The organism is Candidatus Uabimicrobium helgolandensis, assembly GCF_041508025.1.
GTDB lineage: Bacteria > Planctomycetota > Uabimicrobiia > Uabimicrobiales > Uabimicrobiaceae > Uabimicrobium > Uabimicrobium helgolandensis.
In genome coordinates this window covers 2,261,646-2,283,037 of sequence record NZ_CP165719.1, presented here as the reverse complement: position 1 = coordinate 2,283,037, position 21,392 = coordinate 2,261,646, and the positions used below count along the sequence as shown (strand labels likewise).

Annotated in this window: 15 protein-coding genes and 2 pseudogenes; 7 read left to right on the top strand and 10 right to left on the bottom strand. The window is 34.8% G+C overall.

Annotated elements, in window-relative coordinates:
• Positions 1 to 49: 49 nt before the first annotated feature.
• Together UABHE_RS08365 and UABHE_RS08360 are read left to right on the top strand one after the other, a co-directional pair.
• Complete coding sequence (locus UABHE_RS08365) at positions 50 to 355, top strand: hypothetical protein (RefSeq protein ID WP_372369795.1); 306 nt, start codon at positions 50 to 52, stop codon at positions 353 to 355.
• 348 nt (positions 356 to 703) lie between these two features.
• Positions 704 to 1,965, top strand: a pseudogene (locus UABHE_RS08360) (ISAzo13 family transposase).
• Positions 1,966 to 2,082: 117 nt separating this feature from the next.
• Here UABHE_RS08360 and UABHE_RS08355 read toward each other — a convergent pair.
• On the bottom strand, positions 2,083 to 2,913 hold the full coding sequence (locus UABHE_RS08355) for a protein kinase (RefSeq protein ID WP_372369794.1): 831 nt from the start codon (positions 2,911 to 2,913) through the stop codon (positions 2,083 to 2,085).
• 864 nt (positions 2,914 to 3,777) lie between these two features.
• On the opposite strand from UABHE_RS08355, the gene gatA reads away from it, so the two are divergent.
• Both gatA and gatB read left to right on the top strand, forming a co-directional pair.
• Entirely contained in the window at positions 3,778 to 5,247 is a 1,470-nt protein-coding gene (gene gatA / locus UABHE_RS08350) for an Asp-tRNA(Asn)/Glu-tRNA(Gln) amidotransferase subunit GatA (protein WP_372369793.1), read from the top strand.
• Between the two features lie 6 nt (positions 5,248 to 5,253).
• Entirely contained in the window at positions 5,254 to 7,008 is a 1,755-nt protein-coding gene (gene gatB, locus UABHE_RS08345) for an Asp-tRNA(Asn)/Glu-tRNA(Gln) amidotransferase subunit GatB (RefSeq protein ID WP_372369792.1), read from the top strand.
• A gap of 9 nt (positions 7,009 to 7,017) precedes the next feature.
• Here the strand turns inward: gatB and UABHE_RS08340 are convergent, their stop codons facing one another.
• On the bottom strand, positions 7,018 to 7,428 hold the full coding sequence (locus UABHE_RS08340; RefSeq protein WP_372369791.1) for a pentapeptide repeat-containing protein: 411 nt from the start codon (positions 7,426 to 7,428) through the stop codon (positions 7,018 to 7,020).
• A gap of 914 nt (positions 7,429 to 8,342) precedes the next feature.
• Between UABHE_RS08340 and UABHE_RS08335 the strand changes: the two genes are divergently transcribed.
• On the top strand, positions 8,343 to 8,600 hold the full coding sequence (locus tag UABHE_RS08335; RefSeq protein WP_372369790.1) for a zinc ribbon domain-containing protein: 258 nt from the start codon (positions 8,343 to 8,345) through the stop codon (positions 8,598 to 8,600).
• 166 nt (positions 8,601 to 8,766) lie between these two features.
• On the opposite strand, the gene UABHE_RS08330 is transcribed toward UABHE_RS08335, so the two are convergent.
• The 4 genes and pseudogenes from UABHE_RS08330 to UABHE_RS08315 all read right to left on the bottom strand — a co-directional run bounded on the left by UABHE_RS08330 (position 8,767) and on the right by UABHE_RS08315 (position 11,816).
• The gene (locus UABHE_RS08330) at positions 8,767 to 8,985 is read right to left on the bottom strand and encodes a hypothetical protein (protein WP_372369789.1); all 219 of its coding nucleotides are present in this window, start codon (positions 8,983 to 8,985) and stop codon (positions 8,767 to 8,769) included.
• A gap of 42 nt (positions 8,986 to 9,027) precedes the next feature.
• Positions 9,028 to 9,135: pseudogene (locus tag UABHE_RS08325) on the bottom strand (IS5/IS1182 family transposase); the annotation flags it as partial.
• Positions 9,136 to 9,296: 161 nt separating this feature from the next.
• On the bottom strand, positions 9,297 to 10,616 hold the full coding sequence (locus UABHE_RS08320; RefSeq protein ID WP_372369788.1) for a M28 family metallopeptidase: 1,320 nt from the start codon (positions 10,614 to 10,616) through the stop codon (positions 9,297 to 9,299).
• Between the two features lie 12 nt (positions 10,617 to 10,628).
• Positions 10,629 to 11,816 (bottom strand): sigma-54 interaction domain-containing protein, encoded by a 1,188-nt coding sequence (locus UABHE_RS08315; protein ID WP_372369787.1) that lies wholly within the window; start codon positions 11,814 to 11,816, stop codon positions 10,629 to 10,631.
• Positions 11,817 to 12,097: 281 nt separating this feature from the next.
• Between UABHE_RS08315 and UABHE_RS08310 the strand changes: the two genes are divergently transcribed.
• Together UABHE_RS08310 and UABHE_RS08305 are read left to right on the top strand one after the other, a co-directional pair.
• Positions 12,098 to 12,766, top strand: a complete 669-nt coding sequence (locus tag UABHE_RS08310; RefSeq protein ID WP_372369786.1) for a metallophosphoesterase family protein — start codon at positions 12,098 to 12,100, stop codon at positions 12,764 to 12,766.
• Positions 12,767 to 12,795: 29 nt separating this feature from the next.
• Positions 12,796 to 13,158 carry a hypothetical protein gene (locus tag UABHE_RS08305; RefSeq protein WP_372369785.1) on the top strand — a complete coding sequence of 121 codons (363 nt, stop codon included), beginning with the start codon at positions 12,796 to 12,798 and terminating at the stop codon, positions 13,156 to 13,158.
• Between the two features lie 51 nt (positions 13,159 to 13,209).
• Here the strand turns inward: UABHE_RS08305 and UABHE_RS08300 are convergent, their stop codons facing one another.
• The 4 genes from UABHE_RS08300 to UABHE_RS08285 form a co-directional block, all read right to left on the bottom strand.
• Entirely contained in the window at positions 13,210 to 14,487 is a 1,278-nt protein-coding gene (locus UABHE_RS08300) for an Atu1372/SO_1960 family protein (protein ID WP_372369784.1), read from the bottom strand.
• A 574-nt stretch (positions 14,488 to 15,061) separates the two neighbouring features.
• Entirely contained in the window at positions 15,062 to 15,388 is a 327-nt protein-coding gene (locus UABHE_RS08295) for a hypothetical protein (protein WP_372369783.1), read from the bottom strand.
• A gap of 69 nt (positions 15,389 to 15,457) precedes the next feature.
• Positions 15,458 to 17,812 (bottom strand): tetratricopeptide repeat protein, encoded by a 2,355-nt coding sequence (locus tag UABHE_RS08290; RefSeq protein ID WP_372369782.1) that lies wholly within the window; start codon positions 17,810 to 17,812, stop codon positions 15,458 to 15,460.
• Between the two features lie 203 nt (positions 17,813 to 18,015).
• Positions 18,016 to 21,369 carry a PQQ-binding-like beta-propeller repeat protein gene (locus UABHE_RS08285; RefSeq protein ID WP_372369781.1) on the bottom strand — a complete coding sequence of 1,118 codons (3,354 nt, stop codon included), beginning with the start codon at positions 21,367 to 21,369 and terminating at the stop codon, positions 18,016 to 18,018.
• Positions 21,370 to 21,392 lie beyond the last annotated feature (23 nt).

Here is a 21,392-nt window from a genome sequence, read left to right as displayed (position 1 = left end):
ATTTGTGTCATTGAGAAGATAATCTAAGTATAAAAAATAAGGAGTAAAAATGGCTTTTGCATTTTTATTAGGACTTATCGTTTTAATCTTTCCTATGATTTTTATTACATTTCTGTTGGGAATGGTTATGATAAGTGATCGAAAAGAAGGGTGCTCGGTTGCTATTGTATGTTCTATACTCAGCGTTGCCATCACCTGCGCTTTAGTTTTTAGCCTTGTTTCGCCTGACAAAAAGAGTCCGGGGGAAATTTATGGAATAACAATAACTACGTCTTTGTTCATAAACTTTATTCTTATATCGTTATTCAGAGAGGACAAAAAAGCAGAAAATCTACAGGATGGAGATCACAATTAAACTTCGTGTTCCCGCCAGTAATGATAATTAATAAAAGTCGTTTTCCCTATTCCTACTTCTTCTTTAACAAAATACGCTCTTCTCCAGGAGATCTTAAAATATTGTTAAGGATACACGATACTTCCAAATATTTTGACTAGGGGCTTGGACTCGCAAATGGGCTCGAAACATTTCATGTTGAATGATGACACGCCCGACTGCTTATTTTTCAGACGACTAAGACAAATTTAAATAGAGAATTTTTATCGTTTGCGATAAATACAAAGTAAGGTATTCTATCGATAGAAACAAGACTAGGAGGGCGAAGCTCCTGCTGGGCCAAAGCCTTTAGGGGTATGGAAAAAAATAATGTACCCAAAAAAAAAGGTAAATATTATAATGCTCCAAAAAAAACAACGAGGAGCAAAAATGGCGAAGCTATCAGCAGGAATAAAAGCGATATTGAAAAGTGGAGCAAAAAATTTAAAAGGAAGCAAACGAAGAGCGTTTCTAGCAAAGATAGTAAAAGATTTGCTAGGAGGATCGGCTCGCAAAGGTGAAAGAGAATTCGGATGGTCAAGAAGGACAATCCAAAAAGGGATAAAAGAATCTGAAAAAGGGAAAGCAGAAAAAGACAATTACAGTAATAGAGGAAACAAAAAAACAGAAGAAAAAATACCAAAATTAGAAGATGATATACGAGAAATAGTAGAACCGCATAGTCAAGCAGATCCAAGTTTGAAAACATCACTTGTGTATACGAGAATAACGGCAAGAGCAGTAAGGAAAAAATTGATAGAAGAAAAAGAATACTTGAAGGAAATACCTCCGACGAAAAGAACAATAAGTAATATTCTTAATCGCTTAGGATATAAACTACGTAGAGTCCAAAAAGCTAAACCTAAAAAAAAATAGCAGAAACAGATAAAATTTTTGAGAATGTTCATAAGATTAACAAAGAATCGGATAAAAACAAACAAACTCTGAGGGTGTCAATTGGTACGAAAGCTAAAATTAGCATTGGCGAATTTTCTCGTAACGGTAAATGCCGTACAAACAAGGAAATAAAGGCGTTAGATCACGATATGCAATCACAAGCCAAGTTGATCCCCTTTGGAATACTTGATGTGGTCACAGGGCTAGTTACTTTTATCTTCGGAACATCGGTTGAAACCAGTGATTTTTATGTTGATTGTTTAATTCTTTGGTGGAAAGGAAATAAACAGCGTTATGAGCACATTACTGAACTAGTTATCAATTTGGATAATGGACCTGATCTAGCGAGTAACCGTACTCAATTTATTAAAAGAATGGTTGAATTTACTGATCATATAGAATGTCGTGTTCGTCTTATTTACTATCCGCCATATCATAGCAAATATAATCCTATCGAGCGTGTATGGGGAATTTTAGAAGTACATTGGAATGGTACTCTTCTCGATTCTGTCGAGAAAACTCTAAAATGGGCTGCATCTATGATTTGGAAGGGTCTTACTCCCACTGTTTATCTTCTTAGTAAAACTTATCAAAAAGGCGTTTCTCTTGTTGGTCAAGAGAAAAAAAGATACGAGTTATATCTAGATCGCTCATCAAATCTCCCAAAATGGGATGTTGTTATTGAGCCTATTTAGGCACATTATTTATTCCCACCCACGCCTAATACGTTCTATGGAAATAAATATTTACAATACTTGTATATCGGGCATTTCCAACAAAATCTGGATAGAGAATACTTATTTGTAGCGCCACTAGCAAATTATTTTTTTTAAATCAACAATCAAGTGTTTTGTACTCCTGTATCGATTTTGGGGATTTATCTTCATCATTTTTTCAATAATGACACATACCCCTTCTGGAAGATTAGGCTTAACTCTTTGCGGTTGAGGAGATTGTTTTAAACGTTTTATGTGAAGGTCAATGGGGTTATCTCCAGGAAAAGGTACTTCTCCAACAATCATATGATAGTACATAGCTCCCAAGCTATACATATCGCTATGAGTACTTTCTTGTGAATCTGGCGAAATGTAAGGAGAAACACCGCCGATAAAAAAACATTCTTTTATAAGGTCTACTCCATCGGTTTTGCGCATAAAACCAGAGTTAACTAATTTAACAATACCGGAAGTGTAGTATATGTTCTCTGGTCTGATATCTCCGTGTATAATATTATTTAGTTCTAAATACTCAAGAGCATAGGCAACTTCAAGGATTATTTTTGTTGCTTCAATCACATCTAAGAAGAGAACTTCTTCCTCAATGAAGTCCCCAACAGATGCACAGTAAGGGTCGTTGTTACAAAATTCAGTAATACAATAACACGAATATTTATCTATCATAATATCCAATCCTTGAATTATATTTTTATGGCTTAGCTTGGTGATAAGACTGCTTTCGTAAATAAATTGCAAGAACATATAATCCAAATAATCACTATCGAATTGGATAACTCTTACAGTGTATTGATCAAAACTTCTTATGCCCATCCATTCTGTTATTGTAGAACTTTCTCTTAGGAGTTTCTCTAGTGTATAATTTTTACCGTGACATCCTACTAATGTAGATCCTCGTTTTATTTTCACTTTTGTGATCCTTTCGTTTATAGTATCCAAAGTGTGTTTCACCTTTGCGAGCTACCCCTCCTAGAAAATTTTTTGCTTCGCTGATTCCATTTTTGATCCTCGTTGTTTTTTTGGAGCATTATAATATTTACCTTTTTTTTGGGTACATTATTTTTTTCCACACCCCTTATTCTAACAAAAACTTTATAGGAAAAAAGCTTATGAAAGCGAATATTTGACTGCGAGAATCTACTATTGATTATTTGTTTCCTAAAATTTTTATTTATAAAAATTTGGTTCAGCAGGAGCTTCGCCCTCCTAGCTCTAAATGCAACAGTGATTTAACAAGTATACGATTCCTCTTTGATTTAATATATACAATACTTTCAGAGCTATTATGAATTTCTTAAGTCAACAGTAGTCGTGACACGCCCTGGTATTTAACATTTTTCAACGCTTCAGAAAGTTATACACATAATACACATATTTTTTTATAAATCTAGGGCGTGTCATCATTCAATACAGATAAAAATATAACGGATTCATTTAATGATACGCCAGTAGTATTGAGCCCGAGCCCGTTTGCAAGCCCGCCCGAAAACTTTTTGAGAGCGACAGAAAGTGATTTATTGGTTCAATACTAGTTTTTTGCGATGGAAAAAGAAACTTTGCTTCTTTGATAAATTGTTAGTGAAAGTTTCGGAAACGGGCTCGCAAACGGGCTCGGGCTCGAAAAAACACACAATATTTTGAATGATGACACGCCCTAATAACTTACTTAACTAGGACAGGCTGTAATAAATTAGTGGCAAAAAATAGTTGATATAAGGCACATGTCTTAATAAAGTAGTAAAAAAATTAATTGTTAAATTTGAGAGAAAAATAATGGTTAGTCGTGGCTTAGCACAACTAAATTTAAAACAATTGACTACTTTGCTGAAAAAGCGCGAAATTTCTTGCGAAGAAATACTGCTTGCTCATTTAGATGTAATCGAAAAATACGACAGTTGCCTTGGGGCTTTTTTACAGTGTGGTGGCAGGAAAGATCTTGTTGCGCTTGCACAAGAAAGTGATAAGCGTTGGGGAAATGGTGAAAACATTAGTTTGCTAGATGGCATTTTTGTTGCCGTAAAGGACAATATTCATGTTGATGGCTTTTTGACCACATGTGCTTCGCGTATTCTCAATAATTATCGTCCTCCTTATGAGGCCACGTGTATTGAAAAACTACGCCAATCAGGTGCTGTTGTTCTTGGAAAAACAAATCTCGATGAATTTGCCATGGGTTCGACAACTGAAAATTCGGCGACAGTTACAAGTAATCCTTGGAATGTCGATCATGTAGCAGGAGGATCTTCTGGAGGATCTGCGGTTGCGGTTTGTTCGGGAATGAGTTCTTTAGCTTTAGGGAGCGATACTGGAGGATCTATTAGGCAACCGGCTAGTTTCTGCGGCTTGGTAGGATTAAAACCTAGTTATGGTCGTGTATCGCGTTATGGTTTAGTTGCGCACGCTTCTTCTTTAGATCAAATAGGGCCTATTACAAAAGATGTTTACAGTGCTGCGCAACTTCTCAATGTTATTAGTGGGTTCGACAATAAGGATTCGACATCAGTTTGTAGTGACCGAATAATTTTGGATGAGTTACAACGGGATATCTCAGGAAAAAAAGTAGCGGTTCTAGGAAAAATATCTTCTGTTGTTGATCCGCAAGTTGCGTTGTGTTTTGATCGAGCACAAAAAACTCTGAAAGAGTTGGGAGTAATTATAGAAGAGATCGAGTTTCCAGCGTTTGATTATGTCGTTGCTGCATATTATTTAATTTCTACAGCGGAGGCTAGTAGTAATTTGGCACGTTATGATGGTGTAAAATACGGTGTGCGCCAAGAGTGTAAAAACTATCAACAAATGTTAACAGCGACAAGGTCGCAAGCTTTTGGCAAAGAAGTGAAAAAGCGTATTCTTTTGGGAAATTTTGTACTTTCTTCTGGCTATTATGATGCTTATTATCAGAAAGCCCAAAAAGCGCGTGGTTATATATGTGATCTTTTAAAGGATATCTTTAATAAATACGACGCGATTATAACACCAACAACTCCAACTACAGCCTTTAAAAAAGGTGAAAATGAACAAGACTTTATGAAAACATACACTGCTGACATCACAACTGTTGTTGCTAGCCTCGCTGGAATACCAGCTATTAGCTTGCCGTGTGGTTTAGTGGATGGACTTCCTGTTGGTTTGCAAATTATGGGCAAGATGTTAGAGGAGCAACAAATTCTCAATATTGCTTATCAGTTTGAGAAGGCTGTTGCGCGCGATTTTTCCCCACCTTTAGGCAAAATGACTCGCTAGGATATTATGGAAAAGCAAATTGAATCATTAATGAAAATTTCAGGTATTGAAATAACAGACACAGAACGTGAAATATTAGAGGAAGAATTGCAGGTATTTTTGCAATATGCACAAATTATTGATAAGGCTCCTGATTATCAAAGAAAGGAAATATTAGACGATTCGCAACTAATGGTGGAGGACAATGTTACTCCTTGGCCCAACGTAGATAAAATTTTAAAAAATGCCCCTGCGTTAAAAGAAAATAGTTATTTAGTTCCTCCACAGCAATCGCGAAGTAAGGAGGAGTTAAAACCTTGCGACGAGAGCAGTGATAACGACTGGGAAGTGGTGATTGGTTTAGAAGTCCACGCGCAACTGTGCACTTCTTCGAAGTTATTTTGTCGCTGTTCAACGAAGTTTGGCAATACCGCAAATGTAAATACTTGTCCCGTTTGCACAGGACAACCAGGAGCTTTACCTGTACTGAACAAAGAAGCTGTGCGCTTGGCGATGCTCGCTGGTTTAGCTATGAACTGCGAGATAAATACGAAAAGTGTATTTGTGCGCAAAAATTATTTTTATCCCGATTCTCCTAAATCATATCAAATATCTCAATTCGAACAATCACTTTGTAGTGGTGGTTTTCTAACAATAGAAGATGAGTTGGGAAACAATCGAGATATACATTTAAATCGCATTCAGTTAGAAGAAGATGCTGGTAAAATGATTCATGTTGGGGCTGCGGGTATTTGGGGTGCGCAAGCTAGTGCAGTTGACTTTAATCGCACAAGTATACCGCTCATTGAAATCGTCAGTGAACCAGATATGAGTACAGCTTACGAAGCAAAAGAATATATGATTATGTTACGTACAATACTAGTGTCAATGGGAATTTGTGATGGGAATATGGAACAAGGTAGTTTGCGCTGCGATGCAAATGTATCTTTGCGTAAAAAAGGAGATCTTGAACTAGGTGTAAGAGCAGAAGTGAAAAATTTAAATTCATTCAAAGCTATCGAACGTGCTATTGAGTATGAAATAAAACGCCAAGCACACATTCTAAAAAATGGAGAGCACGTTGAACAACAAACTCGCTTGTGGGATGATAACAAGCAAAAAACGTTCATGATGCGTACCAAAGAAGATTCTCACGATTATCGATATTTTTCCGACCCTGATTTGCAACCACTTTGCATAACAAAAGAGTGGATTAATTCTCTGCGTAAAGAATTACCACAAATGCCGCTAGAGCGCAAAAGACAGTTTATAAAATTTGGACTCTCTCAAAAAGAAGCTACTTACCTAATGCACAACTGTAATTACGCAGATTACTTTGTGAGTGTTTTCGATTTATATTCGAGCGCTAAAACGATAAGTAATTGGTTTTTTAGTGAAATTCTTTCTTATGTGAACTCTCAAGCTTTTATTCATATTACAGCACAAGATTTTTCTTGTTTTCTACAAACAATTGATCGTGGTGAAATTAGTGGTAAAATTGGAAAACAAGTGATCAAAGATGCATTTCATGATAATAAAGGTCTAATGCAAATCATTGAAGAAAAGCAGTTGCGGCAAATCAACGATGAAAAAATTATCACTAGTATAGTAGAACGAGTATTATCAGAAAACGAAAAACAAGTTACGCTGTTTCGCGGCGGAAAAACCACTATTTTTGGATACTTTGTTGGACAAACTATGAAAATAAGCAAAGGCAAAGCAAACCCAAGTATTGTAAATAAAATTTTGCGCGAAAAATTAAGGTGCGTGGATACATCTTAAGTGAAATTTTCATGGTAAAATAGCTTCGGTCAAATCCGCTCCAAATAAATGTGCGCTAGAAAGATTAGTTTCCGACAAGTCGGCCTCTGAAAGATTTGCTCCCTTTAGATTAACTTTCTTTAAGTTAGCACCTACTAAAATAGCACCGGATAAGTCAGCTCCTGATAAATTCGCATCTCTTAAATTAGCGCCTGATAAGTTGGCTCCTGATAGATCGGATTTTTCTAATTTAGCATAAGATAAATTTGCTCCTCGCAAATTAGCTCCAACTAACTTAGAGCCCTTTAAGTTAGATTTACTAAGGTCAGCACCTTCCAAATTAGCTTTCGATAAATCAATTTTTTTCAAGTACCTCTTCGATAGATTTACACCAATTAGTTTATCTTTTTGTATATGGTTTTTTTTTCGAAAAAAAAACATATCTAGCTCCAAACTTTAAAAAAATACCAACCGACAAATATTATTTATATTAGAATTGAACAAGTTTTGTTTAGTTAAGCGGTCCGTCAAGAGTATTTTCCGATTGGCATTTGTTCTTTTGTTTTCTAGCTTATTGTTTCTCGATTACCTGGTTGTCGCTGTGCGCTTTCGTCGCGCTGATCTAGAAAATAAAAGCTTTGCACTAAGCGGGCAATTATTTTTATGAGTCACTTACTAAGGATGGATCATTTATATAGACGTATCAAGATTAAAAATGGTTAAAAATTTTTGTGTATATTCTTTGAATAATGAAGTCTATATACATAGAACACTTTCTATCAAAAATATTCATAAAAAATATGGATATGGATTATTGAAAACCATTATATTATTTCGAAACGCAAATAATTATTGCGTTTCGGAATAATATGTGATTTTTAACAAAAAAATTACCATTTCATTTTGCCAAAAGGAGAAACGATGTCGAAATTTAGGAAATTTCAATTTTTTTGCCGAATATTGTTAGTTATTTTGATTTTTTGCTTTTGTGTTTACTCGTTCAATATGACGACAGAATCCTATCTAGTTGTACTACTAGGAGGCTTTCTCTTTCTGATTATTAGACCTTTAGCATTATTTATAGCAAGCTTTGCTTTTTCTGGTTTGATTTGGTTTTTTTTCATAGAAAGCCCTAGTTTAACAGCTTTTACTATAGGAGCAGTTAGTACTTTTTTAACAGTGATTTTCTTTCCATCATCAGAGGAGGAATTAGACCCAGGATTTGTGGTAGAAGATTAGGGAGTGTACGTTCAGTATTTTGAATTCAATTTTGCCAACGAAACTCGAAGAACTGCAAAAACAACACATTCGTATAATTCTAGAGCCAAAGAAAGAGATCAAAAACAGTCAGAGCAATGCTCAACTGGTCGCACTTCAAGTTCAAAAATACTTTGAAGTCTAAAGCTGAGCTCTTGTCTTCTATTGTTATCGAACAAAACGAAGCATATACCTCCAAAACTTGTAGCTCTTGTGGCTATGTTAAAGAAAATATCGGTGGACACAAGTTTTTTAATTGCTCTTCTTGTAAGAAGCGTATTGATCGCGATTTTAATGGAGCGCGTGGAATCTTTCTACGTGCATTGGGAGATAACCCCTGGCTGCATTCTTTGTAGCTTGCATTTGTTAGCATTTGTTAACAAAAATTTATCGGAGGAGGTATACTCTTAGCAGTAAATAACCGAAGCCAAGACCTTTCTAAAATCCGCAAACTTGATAACTCGCATCTTGGAAAATTTTTTACGCTGTAGACTTGTGATATATAGAAATATGGTATTATTTTTATTCGCTGTATTGATTCCAGTGCTTTATAATGCCAAAAACACATAAAAGTAATGCTAATCCCGAGCAACTTGCTATTGTTAGATACATATTTTTGTAAGGTATGTTTTTTGCGATTGCTAACAAACACACAGTTGTAATAAATAAAAAGAAAAAAAGAGATACCAAGTACTGTCTCCCTTGCCAATACTTCTTTTTTTCACTGGTAGTTTTTTTCATAATAAATCACCTATTGAAATTAAGATTAGGACGTGTCATCAATTAAATCAATGAAGCAGCGGCTAAAAAGTTTTGAGAGGTTTTCTCATATCTGGTTGCAATAGCTCTGTATTGCTTTAATTTTTGGAAAAAATTTTCAATCAAATTTTTTAAAACGATTATTGGTAGTAATTATTGTTGAAAGAAGTTAGATTGTGGGATGAATACGACGATTGAGTTTCGGAAGTTTTGTGAAAAACGTTTAATGAGATTTTGAACAATTAGTTAATAAGTAAGAGCGTAAATACTCTTACTTATTAAACTAGAAGAAATTAATCTTGGTCCATAAGCATTGCAAGAGTAACTACATTCATACGTAGTACTTCGCGACCCATATCAATACTGACCTTTGAAGGACGGTCGTTGGTTGTGTGATACGGTTTGTAGTCATCCCAGTCATTTTCGATTGTCAATAGTCCAGGAAGACCTCTTTTGATATATGGAACGTGATCTGAACCAAAAGGGCGCAATGAAGTAACAATACGCAGTGATGTGTATTGTTGCGCAGCAGCGGTAAAAACAGGAAATAAATGTTTTCCAACATCTGCTGTTTCTAAAAGTAAGTCAAGGTCATCATCGCTTGTATAGCCGATCATATCCATGATAAGAGCTGCTTTTAGTTTTCCTTGATCACCTTTTGCAAACAATTCATCCACATGTTTATAACTTCCAACTAAACCTTGTTCTTCTCCAGAGAAGTTAATAAAGATAATAGTTGATTTTGGTGGATTTTTAGCGAAAGCGCGTGCCATCTCTAAGACCCCTGATGCACCACTCGCGTTGTCTTCACTTCCTGGAGCAGCTGTGTTGGGGCTTTGCGAAATGGAATCATAGTGACCACCAACAATAAAGAACTCGTCTGGTCTTTCAGTTCCTTTCATAACAGCAACAACATTGTAAGCAGTTGTAAAGCTTACGTTGAAGCTTGGTGTAGAAACTTCTAGACCCAAGTCTTGGTACTGCTTAACTAACCAATCGCGTGCTTCTATAACCCCGTCGCCATGTGTATAGCGATTGTAAGAAGACAAATGATCAACTGCTGCTTTCCAACGAGCGCCATCAATACTATTTGCTAGTTTTGAATAGTCCGCGCGTGTAGAAAAAGCTAAACTAGGCATTTCATTTCCTGCCTGTTTTGCAACAACAGTATTTGGAGCAAAAGGTGCTAGAGAAGCATGTACTGCATCTGAGTTTGTAGTTGTGTCATAATGAGAATCATGACATTGTCCGATGTTAAGTACACAACTTTTTTGCGCTTGAATTACTGCAGTACGACCTGCGTTTCCAAGAATTTCTACACCTGGCATCAACAAGTCTTTTTGGTGCGCGCGTTTAACGAAATGCAAATTTTGTTGTTCAACTGCAATCGGTAGTGTCGAGCACTTGTAATTTTCAGTGATGGAGTTTATGTTTTCTTTTTTCATGAGAGTAAGTAGTTGATCTTCTAGTTCAACCCACCACTCAAATGCTTGGTTTTCTTTCAACTCTTGCAATTTTTCGTACCCTATATTGTTGATATCAACAACAACATAGTTCATTTCATTTGCAAATAATATTGCGGGTAATATCAAAATAGATATAATCCACTTCATCTGCCTGACCTCCTAAATTTTGTTATTCTTTACATTTTCAGAAACGATATCGACATTTACGACGTCATCGCAGAGAGCGACTATACGCCGTATTTCGTTTTGTAGCTCGCGAATATTTCCTGGCCACTTGTATTGCAAAAACATATCTTTTACTTCAGCATCGACAGGTTTTTCTTCTACTCCCATTTCTTTGCATACTTTTTTGTAGAAAAAATCGAAAAGTAGCAATATGTCGTTTTCGCGTTCGCGAAGAGCAGGTAATTGAATTGTAACTACATTTAAGCGATAAAACAAGTCTTCGCGAAAGTTTCCTTGTTGCACTTCGTATTGTAAGTCCTTATTTGTTGCTGCAACTATGCGGACATCTACATTTTTAATAGATTTCCCACCTACTTGACGAATTTCACCATTTTGAAGAGTGCGCAATAATTTTTTTTGCATATTTATACTCATATCGCCAATTTCGTCAAGAAAAATAGTTCCTTTATCGGCGTGTTCGAATAAACCTTTTCGGCTTTGTACAGCGCCAGTAAAAGCACCTTTTACATGTCCAAAAAGTTCACTTTCTAAAAGAGTTTCCGCTAGTGCTGCGCAGTTTTCACCGACAAATGGTTGTTTATTTCGCAGACCATACATATGAATCGCACGAGCAATAAGTTCTTTACCGGTGCCACTTTCTCCTTGAATTAGAATAGGCACGTTAGATGGAATAACTTTATCAAGTCTTGCAAGTTGCGCAATGAGAGTTTTGCTTTCCCCAATAATTTCGACATAAGGGAATTTAAGTTTGCCGCGTTGTTGAATGCGCTTTTTTTTAGTAGTTTTTGTTGTAGTATTTTGTTTATTTCTGATGCGTAGGAGGTTGTGTACAATAGTAAAAATGCTTATTTCATTTGGTGAAAACTTGCGTTTTGATTCAATATAAATGACTTGTTTTGCTTCTATGCAGAAACCATATTTTTTTGCGGAGTAACAATGTAATGGCGTATTATTTTCTTTAAACCAATCGATTGCAAATTTTTTGTTACCATTTTTGTAGAGAATTTCTGTTGTCGGAGCTTGCCCAGTAATTGCAATGAAGTATTTGTCATCGAATTCTTGCAAGAATACTGCGGCTGCTTTTGTTCTTTCAAACAAATCATCGTTATCAGAAATAAGAACTGATAGATCTGCAAGATACTGAAGCTTTGTTATGTCCAAATTTCACCTCATTTAGTAAGGAGATCTCTAAAGCACAAGTAACTAAAATTTACTATTTCAGCTGATTACATAGTTGCTATCATATGCGAAACACTACAAATTTTCAAGAGTATTATTTACCTAATGAATTGTAAAAAACGGTGATGAACGTTATAATTCCAATGTTCTGTTAGTTGACATCAACATTTCTCTTCCTCGTCATGCGATTTTTTGAACTGAAAATAGCCAGCTAATTTCAGTTGAAAGTAAAGAAAGGCAAACACAGAATAAGAAAGGTAAATATGCGGTTTTTAGCAATTGGAGATATTCACGGATGTGCAAATGCACTGAGTACGTTGCTTAGCTATATCACTTTACGCAAAAATGATATAATTATTACTGTTGGTGACTATGTAGATCGCGGGCCAAATTCATACGGAGTAATTGAGCAGTTGATTCAGTTATCTCAAAATCATCAACTAATTTCACTGCGAGGCAATCATGAAATAATGATGTTAAGAGCGAGAGAATCGAGTGCTCATCACGAAGATTGGCTATCAAATGGTGGTAATGCCACCTTACGTTCATACTCTCCTTTAGGCGACAAGGGAAAAATAACTGATGTTCTCGATGAACATTGGTCATTTCTCGAAAGATGTTGTCCGTACTACCAAACAGAAAAGTACTTTGTTGTCCATGCGAATGCTTATCCTGATCTTCCTTTAGAAGAACAACCAGATTATATGTTGTATTGGGAGAGAATAAACGACGCTGCACCACATATGTCTGGAAAAAAAATGATATGCGGTCACACACCGCAAAAAAATGGTTTACCTCGCGATATGGAACACGCGATTTGTATTGATACAGATGTATGTAGTCGCAATGGTTGGCTAACAGCGTTAGATTTGGTGTCTTGTAAATATTGGCAAGCAAATAACGACGGACAGGTACGCAGTGATTTTTTGTGAAAAATTTGTTAATAACCAACGAGGTGTCCATGTACAAAATCGCGTCACGAAATGTTCCGATTTTTAATGCAACAGTTGTGAAGATAGAAGGTTTTATTGATCCATCTGCTAATAAAAAACAACCTCTTCATTTCGAATTAGAAAAAATTATTTTGAGTGGATATAAAAGTATTATTATTAATGTAGAAAAGCTCATGTTTAATAGTTTTCACTTTGGGGTTTTTATTATAGTTGCGGATTTTATCAATGAGCGAGGAGGAAAATGTCTAATTTTAAAGGCTTCGAAAAAGTTGAGGCTTTTATTTTTGACGCTCGGAATCGAAGATTTTTTTTATTTTTTCAATGATGAATACCAAGCTTTTGATTTTTTGAAAGACAATGGTTTCGTCTAAAATGAGACTTTACAAAAAGCCTCATTTTATGACAAATGAATCATGACTGTTTTATTTCGCTGTTTTAGGCTTGATAAATTTTAAAGTAAAGCGATCACTTTCGCCTATAGCCATGTATTTTTCGCGGTCTTTTTCTTTTAGCCGTAGTGTCGGAGGAAGGGTCCAAACTCCAGTAGGGTAAGTTGTTATGTCTTTTGGATTGTTGTTGATGTCAGAACTAGCTACAAATTTAAATCCCGCTTTTTTTGCAAGTTCTAAGGTGTAACTTTCTTTTACGTAGCCACGCTTGGCTTCTATATCATCTGTTGTTTCAGGAGCACGGTGTTCTATTACTCCTAAAATTCCTCCCGGTTTTAACGCTTTGTAAAAAGCGCGAAACATATCTTGCTCTGACTTACTCCACATCCAGTTGTGCACATTGCGAAATGTTAAAATCGCATCTAGGGTACCTGCAGGTGCAATGGCTGTTTTATGTGGTGCTGCTAGTTCCGAAACTTTAACTTTATCAAAAAGCTGAGGTTTACTTTTTAATTTTTCTGCAAATTTTGCGTTAGCTTTTTTGAAAAAGTCGGATTTGGTTTCTTGATCAAAGCCCGCTGCAATATATAAGCCTTCTTCGCGTAAATAAGGAGCTAATACTTCCATATACCATGCAGAACTACCTGGCCAAACTTCAGCTACACTCATGCTACGTTTAATACCAAAAAATGTCAATGTTTCTAGAGGGTGACGATATTGATCGCGAGATATAAATGTCTGAGTACGTTCACTACTGTTTATAGCATCGACAAGGGCACAGTAATTTTTATCACCTATTTCGACAATCATTTCTATTTCTACAGCGAAATTGAACGGTAAAGAGCTCATTCCCACTGCTGCGCGTGCATGCCGTCCTTTTTCACCAAAAATGGAAATAAGAAGATCAGAACAGCCATTAATTACTAGTGAATGTTCGGTAAAAGATGGAGTGGCATTTACCATTCCTGTTACTTTGACTATTCTCTTCACGTATTGCAAATTACCAATCTCATTTTTTAATGACGAAAGTAAACTTACTGCTGTTAAACGCGCAGCATCTTTTGCTTGTGCAGTTGTTAAATCTTTTCCTACTTTACCAGTAACGTAACCACCTTCTGGTTTACGCGGAACATGTCCAGAAAGAAACACTAAATTTCCTGTACGAACTGCAGGAACAAAACTTGCTGCTGGCTTTGATGGTTTAAATAAAGTAATATCCATATCCGCAAGCTTTTTCTCTGGGTTGTACGGATTATTATCTGCAAATAACGGAAGAACTAAAAATACAAGAAACCATGATATTCTATTCATGGAAATGCCCTTTATAAGGAATAATGTTCAAATTCTAATCACACTTTTGTAATGTGGTATTATATTACAGTTAATGTGGCTAGTCAAAGTGTTGTTGTTAATGGATGCTATGTCTAAATTTTATAGTTGCTACTCATTTTTGGATTTGAGAAAGAACAGTTAGGAGATATAAATTTGGTAAGATAAGTACACTCCTAAATCTGTTCTGAGAAAAGAGATTTTACTTAAGAGATTTTACTTAGCTTTACCTCGTTTTATTGTGAATACTACTCTATTGGCAAAACCATATTCTATATGTTTAGGAAATTCTGTTAGAAGCCAGATATTCCCCGATTTTGTTGAGTGAATATCCTCTAGTCCCGGACGATATTGGATTTTCTTAAACGAAGGTATTTTGTCTACCCGGTGTATACTACTAACATAGTATAATTCATTAGAATCTACTCGACCATAACCGCAAGCAATCTACAAACATCCATCGTGAGGCTGCCCCTTGTATTTTCTTTTTTAACAGACCTTCTAACTTTGCAGGCTCAGAAAAGTTAGAAAACCATGCGAAATGGCCTTTTTTATCTTAATGAAAACTGCCAACAAGAAACTGTTTACGACTCCAATCATATGATACGAATGAAGGTTTTAAGTTGATAGAGTAACTACGGGTTTGTACAAATATATCGATAATCAAACACTTTTTTCTGATTTTTTTGGGAATTTCGCGCATTTCTGTTATTGGAAAAACCAACATCTTATTGTTTTGAGAATCAGGTAGATAAAATTCACCATCAACATAAGTTAGTCTTCCTGCATGATTACCGCGCAGAGGAATACTTTTTTCATCAAGCAATAAAACATGTCTATATCTAACAGATTTTTTCATCTTAGTGACATTGATAATTGACATTCTTACGCCTTTGTTATTTTCCCCTTTTAATTTAGAATACCAATGGATGACAGTTTATTTTTTACATTATTATTTTTTATCAGAAAAAACCTTAGCTCTACGGTAGGCAATGGCTAAAGACATAATATTTAGCAGAGTAATATCTATATTTCTGTTATCTTGCCATGAGCCATTTTGTTTTTGTGTCGTGACAATTTTGTCTATGATTTTGACAACTAAGAAGGTAAATTTTCTTCCCATTTGATGACTGGCTTCAGTCGCAAAATAGTAGTACAAAGCATGATCATATGTTATTGTCTCATGCTTTTGTGGAAGTTTTTTTAATAATAGCTCAGCACTTTTTTCGAGGTTTTTTATCTCTATTCCAAGAAATATTTTTGCCACTATTGCAGCTGCCGTAGTCGTTTCTGTTCTATGCTGGCTCTTTTTTGAAGCAGAACGCTGCCTTTTATTGTACCATGTCCGAAAATTTTGATCTGTTATCGAATTTAGAAAAGAGAACGCATTATTCCAAACATACTCTGGAACTTCTAATCCAGAAATACGAGCGCTTTTAAAAGCAAGAACTGTCCATGTTGTTGCTAATGTATTCTTCCAATTACGCGTATTTTGCTTGATTAAATAGTCAATTGCTTTTTCTGAAGGGATTTTTAGAGGAGATTTACCAAGGAAAGAGTTTAATGCAAAATGTTCTACAATTGCAAGAGTTGCTATGGCGTGTATGAGAATAGAAGATTTTTTTCCAATAAGCCCGTTTGGTTGTTGTTCTTGTATTAAAAATGTCACTAACTTTTTCACTTGGTATTTGTATTTACCTACACTACTAGTATTTCCTATACCTAGAAACATCAGAAGAGTGAAAGATGCATTAATAATAGAATTATCTATGCTACTTTGTTTATTTACCCACTCAGTTCCTTTTTTTATATAGTTATTTACTTTTTCATGATTGTAGGTGTATTTACAACTATCGAGTCTTAACCATCCCGTTGCCCCAATGAAAGCATTTTGGCTATTTGACAGTATTTTAGCTCTGACAAGAGCATGTGCAGAAGAGTCTTTGGCGATATCAGTACTGATAAGTTGCAGCTTTGTGCCAACAGGTATATGTTGATGGTGTTTGCTTTTCTTATTTTCTATTGCGAATGTTGCGCCATTTTTATTAGTAACTATAGCATAGAATTCGATGTCATGGTTCTGTTGCTGATTGTTTAATTCTTGCTTTTTGTTCTGCGCTACTTGCTGCTCATTTTTTACTGAATTTTTCTTTTGGTTTGGGTTAGTTATATAAAATACTAAGATAGTTAGTAGTCCGATAAAAATACTACCGACAACAATGGGAATCGCTGCTGTTTTTTTGTTGTTAGAATAATGTTTTTGGGCTAAACGGTTTTTTATCGGTCGCTTTTCTACAACATCTTTATGTGTATCTAAGAAATGACTATCTTGCACTTCGTTTAAATAATTATTAGCTTCTGGATGCTCTGCAAGCAATTCAAGAGAAGGCGTATAGTTACTACAAACTTTCTGAGATGCTAGCAATAATTTGAGAGCTTCTTTTTTATTATTTCCAGCTAGGAAACCCATCGCTTCATTAAACAAAAAACCTGGGTGATTATTTTCTTTAGCATGTATACGTTTATAGAGTCGTTTTGCTTTTTGGTATTGACCATTGGCTGCTAAAAAGTTCGCTTTTGAAAAATTAAGTGTACGCGGTGTGCGCCCTTTCATTGATTTGAGTTTGATCAAGATAGAAGATGGGATTCCCAAAATGAACAAAAAATTTAACAAAAGAGTTTTTATGAAAGTAGAGTGTGCACAATTATTACATAAATAAACGGACTTAGAAGAATAACCATAAACAAGAATTAAGAAATAGAAATATTCTTCTTTATATTCTTTGACAAAATCGAACATTCCACATTTTTCGCAAATCTTAAATTCGTGACCGCGAGTTGCTATTTGATTGGTTGAAGTAAATACTGATTCGCAAAAATTACAAAATATATAGAGACTCTCACTTACTGTTGATAGATCTATTGTACATTGACACTCAGGGCAATTTATTGTTCTGAATAAATTCCCATTTCCTTCTTCAAGTAATGCTTTTTTACGTTGTTCTGCTCTTACCTTAGAACAACCACAATCGATATACCGTTTTAAAGCATGAACCTTTACTTTATACACTTCAAGAACTAACATATTGTTATCGATGTGCTTTGTTATTGCTGAATTTAAGTTATCTGTATTTTTTACAAATAAAATAATTCTAGTTCCTCGAACTAAAACTTTTTCTATTTGATGGCAACCCATAGGATTCTTACCAAAGAATAGATTTTGGTTTTGAAAAGTTGCTTTTGGAGTTAATATCGAGGATTGGATTTTGCCATTTTGAACAAAACAAAATTTAAATTTATGTTCCATTATTAATCTTTCTCGGTATTTGCCGAAATATCTAAGGTTGAGAAGTGCTCTTCTTTTTTGATAAATCAACAGTTTCGTTGTTTTATCGACAGAAAGATTTGTTAATTTGTTTACCAAAATTTTGTTTGTCACCTAAATTATCTCTAAATATTTTTAGAGTCAATATAATTGAAATAGAGACGACTAAGTTCTATTAATATATTTTACTCAAACAATAAAGAGTATAGGTTTCCACCATCATCACCGATATACATCGTGTTATTATGTATTGTTGGTCCAGAATTACTGATCGAATCTTGAGTTGAGTATTGCCAGGTGCGTTTTCCTGTGGTTTTACTAATAGCAAAGATGTTACCTGTTTTTGTTGTTATATACACATTATCTTTTGTAACTAGAGGTTGGCAAACGATTTCATTATCTGCTTGATAAATCCATATGGTATTGCCTATTTGTGCATCGCAACAATATAATTTATAATCTTTGTTCACGAAGTATATGTGATTTTCTGCAAAAGCTGGCGAGTGATGTATTGCGGCACTAGAAAAGTACTCCCATCGTTTTTTTCCATTGGAAAAAGCATATAAATTTCCTTGATTATTTCCCACAAAAATAGTGTGTCCGGAAGTTGTTGGTGCAGATAAAATTGGTGAGCCTGTTGAATAGGTGTTTGATTTTTTACCATCTCTTATGTTGTAGGATGCTATTTCCCCATTGGGAGTAGCGAAATATACTTTTGAATTTGCCTTGATCATCTTTGTTGTCGAAGCTATATTTTTTCGCCATTTGCGTTTTTGATCTACATAAGAGAAAGCATGTAAAGTGGTCGAAGTGCCGAATAAAATATAGTTCCTTAAGAGAATACTTGGAAAAATAACCTCTTCTAGTGGAACATCCCAAAGTAATTTCATGGTCTTTTCTTCGTAATATGAAACTTTGTTGGGCGATGAAATATAAAGAGAGTGTTTTCTACTGTTTATTGTTTTTTTACATATCGTTGGGGTGATTTGATAAACATTGTCTTTTTGCCAAACACTTTCACCATCTAGAGAAATTTTAAACAATGTATTTTTGGAATTTTTTATGTATATGTGGTCTTGGTATGCAATCGGATGACTGAGGTTTTTTCCGAAGTTATTTTGCCAATTTAATAATTTGAATTTTCCCTTAAAAGAAGGAAAATAGTTACTATTAGTGAAATTATTATCTTGTGGCAAATTTCTAGTAATTGAAAATGGTATGTTCAAAATAGAATCTTGTTTTGTGGATAGACTAATTTCAATAGTGTTTTTTCCGTATTCTAGAAAAACCGTAGACAAAAACAAGTATTTTTTTCTTTGTACTTTTTGGTTATTTATTTTTATTCGTAGGTTACGAATAAGTTCTTTTTTATTTGCGATATGCTTGTTGATTAATACTTTGCCAGTGATTTTGATAGAATTGTTGTTGATGACAACAGAACTGTTTTTCGCTATTTTCAACGGTTTTTTGAAAGCTATTTTTAGCATTGGTTGCGAATATACTTTTTGGTATGCTTCGTTTAAAAAATAGATAGATCGCCCGTAACTAATAGTTTTTAGTAACAATTTTAAAGCTGTTTGGTAATTTTCTCCATAATAAGCAAGAAGTGCATAACAATATTCTTCTTCGACGGATCTTGCTGGAATATGATAAATAAAATTACGCGGATCAAGAGACTGTTCGCCATCTGGTATTTCATAAAAGTAAAAATTATAGAGATTAGAGTTTCTTTTTACTTGGATATAATTTTTTTGCACTTTTGTGATCAATAAACTTAAAACATTATTTCTAACGATTAGCTTTATTTTCTTTCCCTTGGAAGAACTCATTTTCTTTTTAAATAAGCGGATGATATTTTCAAGAACATTCATTTGCTTGTAATACTGCTCAATAGTTTGTTTTTGAAAACTTGAGAGCTGCTTCATTGAGTTCAAAGCATTACGAACATTTTCGAAATGTCGTTTTTTATAAGCTTCTGTATCGATTTTATTCTCAAGAGTATAGTTGTTTAATTTATTGTTTTCTAAACTAGAGAATAGCTTTTTAAAAAGTTGAAATTGTTGTTTAATTTTCTCTTTACTAAGACATAATTCAAAAAAAGAAAGACTTTCTTTCCAAAGATAAATAGTATTCCATTTTTTAAATTGTGCTGTCGAAGAGGTATTACGTTTATTTATAAGTGAGTTGGCATTAACTAGAGTTTCTAAAATATCCCTTTCGAACTGCGCTTTTTTTACTAAAGCCCTTTTTATAGAGTATTCACGATTAAAATCTTCAAGTCGTGCCCATTGCTCAGGGGTAGGGAGATGTTTTATTTGGTTAAGCAGTTTATCAAACAAAGCGTTCTGTTGAACGAGCTTACGATTTTTTTCCTGAGGGCGCGGCTTAATCTTTGAAAAATGCATCACCATGAAAAGAACAATTCCAAGTAGAAAACAAAAACCAATAAGCATTTCTATCGTTCTAGATTTTTTTTTAATCGGGTATCGTGAAGATTTACGACGCGAAGAAATTGTCTTGAGGGGTTTATTAATTGGAAATTCATCGCGACCAAATTTGTCCCCTAGTTTTTTTAGTTTCTTTACTTGCTCTGGATTTGCTTTTTCAATAACGTTCCAGTTTACTATTTGTGATTTTTTTTCTTTCACCCGGGTTTTGTTTAGGCGATATTCTTTGTATAACATCTCAAAATCATCGGCCAGAGTTGTTGCGCTTGCTGTTCTATCTTCTGGCTCTTTTGCTAGCGCTTTTTGTAAAACAATATCTATTTTCTTATACGTTTCTCTATATAAATCTGTAGTCAGATATGAAACTTCAACTAGAGGAGGAAGCTCTTTTGTCGATATAGACATCATTGTTGACATTGGGTTTTCATTATGAAAAGGAGATTTATTTGCGCCTGAAAAAATTTGATATAAAACTACTGCAACAGAAAAAACATCGCTATTGGCAGAGTATTCCCCTCCGACTTGTTCAGGACTTAAGTAGTCGGGTGTTCCGACTATATTACCATGGTTTGTTAGTCTTGAAAGTTCATTCTTTACTGTAGTTGCGACCCCAAGATCAAGTAGCTTGAGCTTTTTATTTGAGTCATTGATAATTATATTGGTAGGTTTGATGTCGCGATGAATAATACCTGCGGTATTGATTACTTCTATGGCCCTGGAGAGCTGGATTGCAATGCCTAAGTTCATCGATAAAGAAAGGGTATTCTGTATGCGCTTATCGATAATTTCTTGTAGTGAAGGACCTTTTACAATTTCGAGTACCATGAAAGCAGTGTTTGCTTCTGCAAAAAAACCATGTGCTTTGATAACATTTGGATGTTCTATGGCAGATAAAAAATGAAATTCGCGTTTGAACCTTTTAATGAAAGATCCTGTATCCCATGCACCATGTGGAATTACCATTTGCTTAATTGCAACAGACCTTTGCAACAAGTCATCAAAAGCTTCGTATACATAAGACATATTTCCTTGGCCGATAATACGTCTTATAGAATATCTACCGTTGAGTCTTGTTCCTAAGTCGAGTTCCATTTGTTAAGTCCTCTATTGAGATA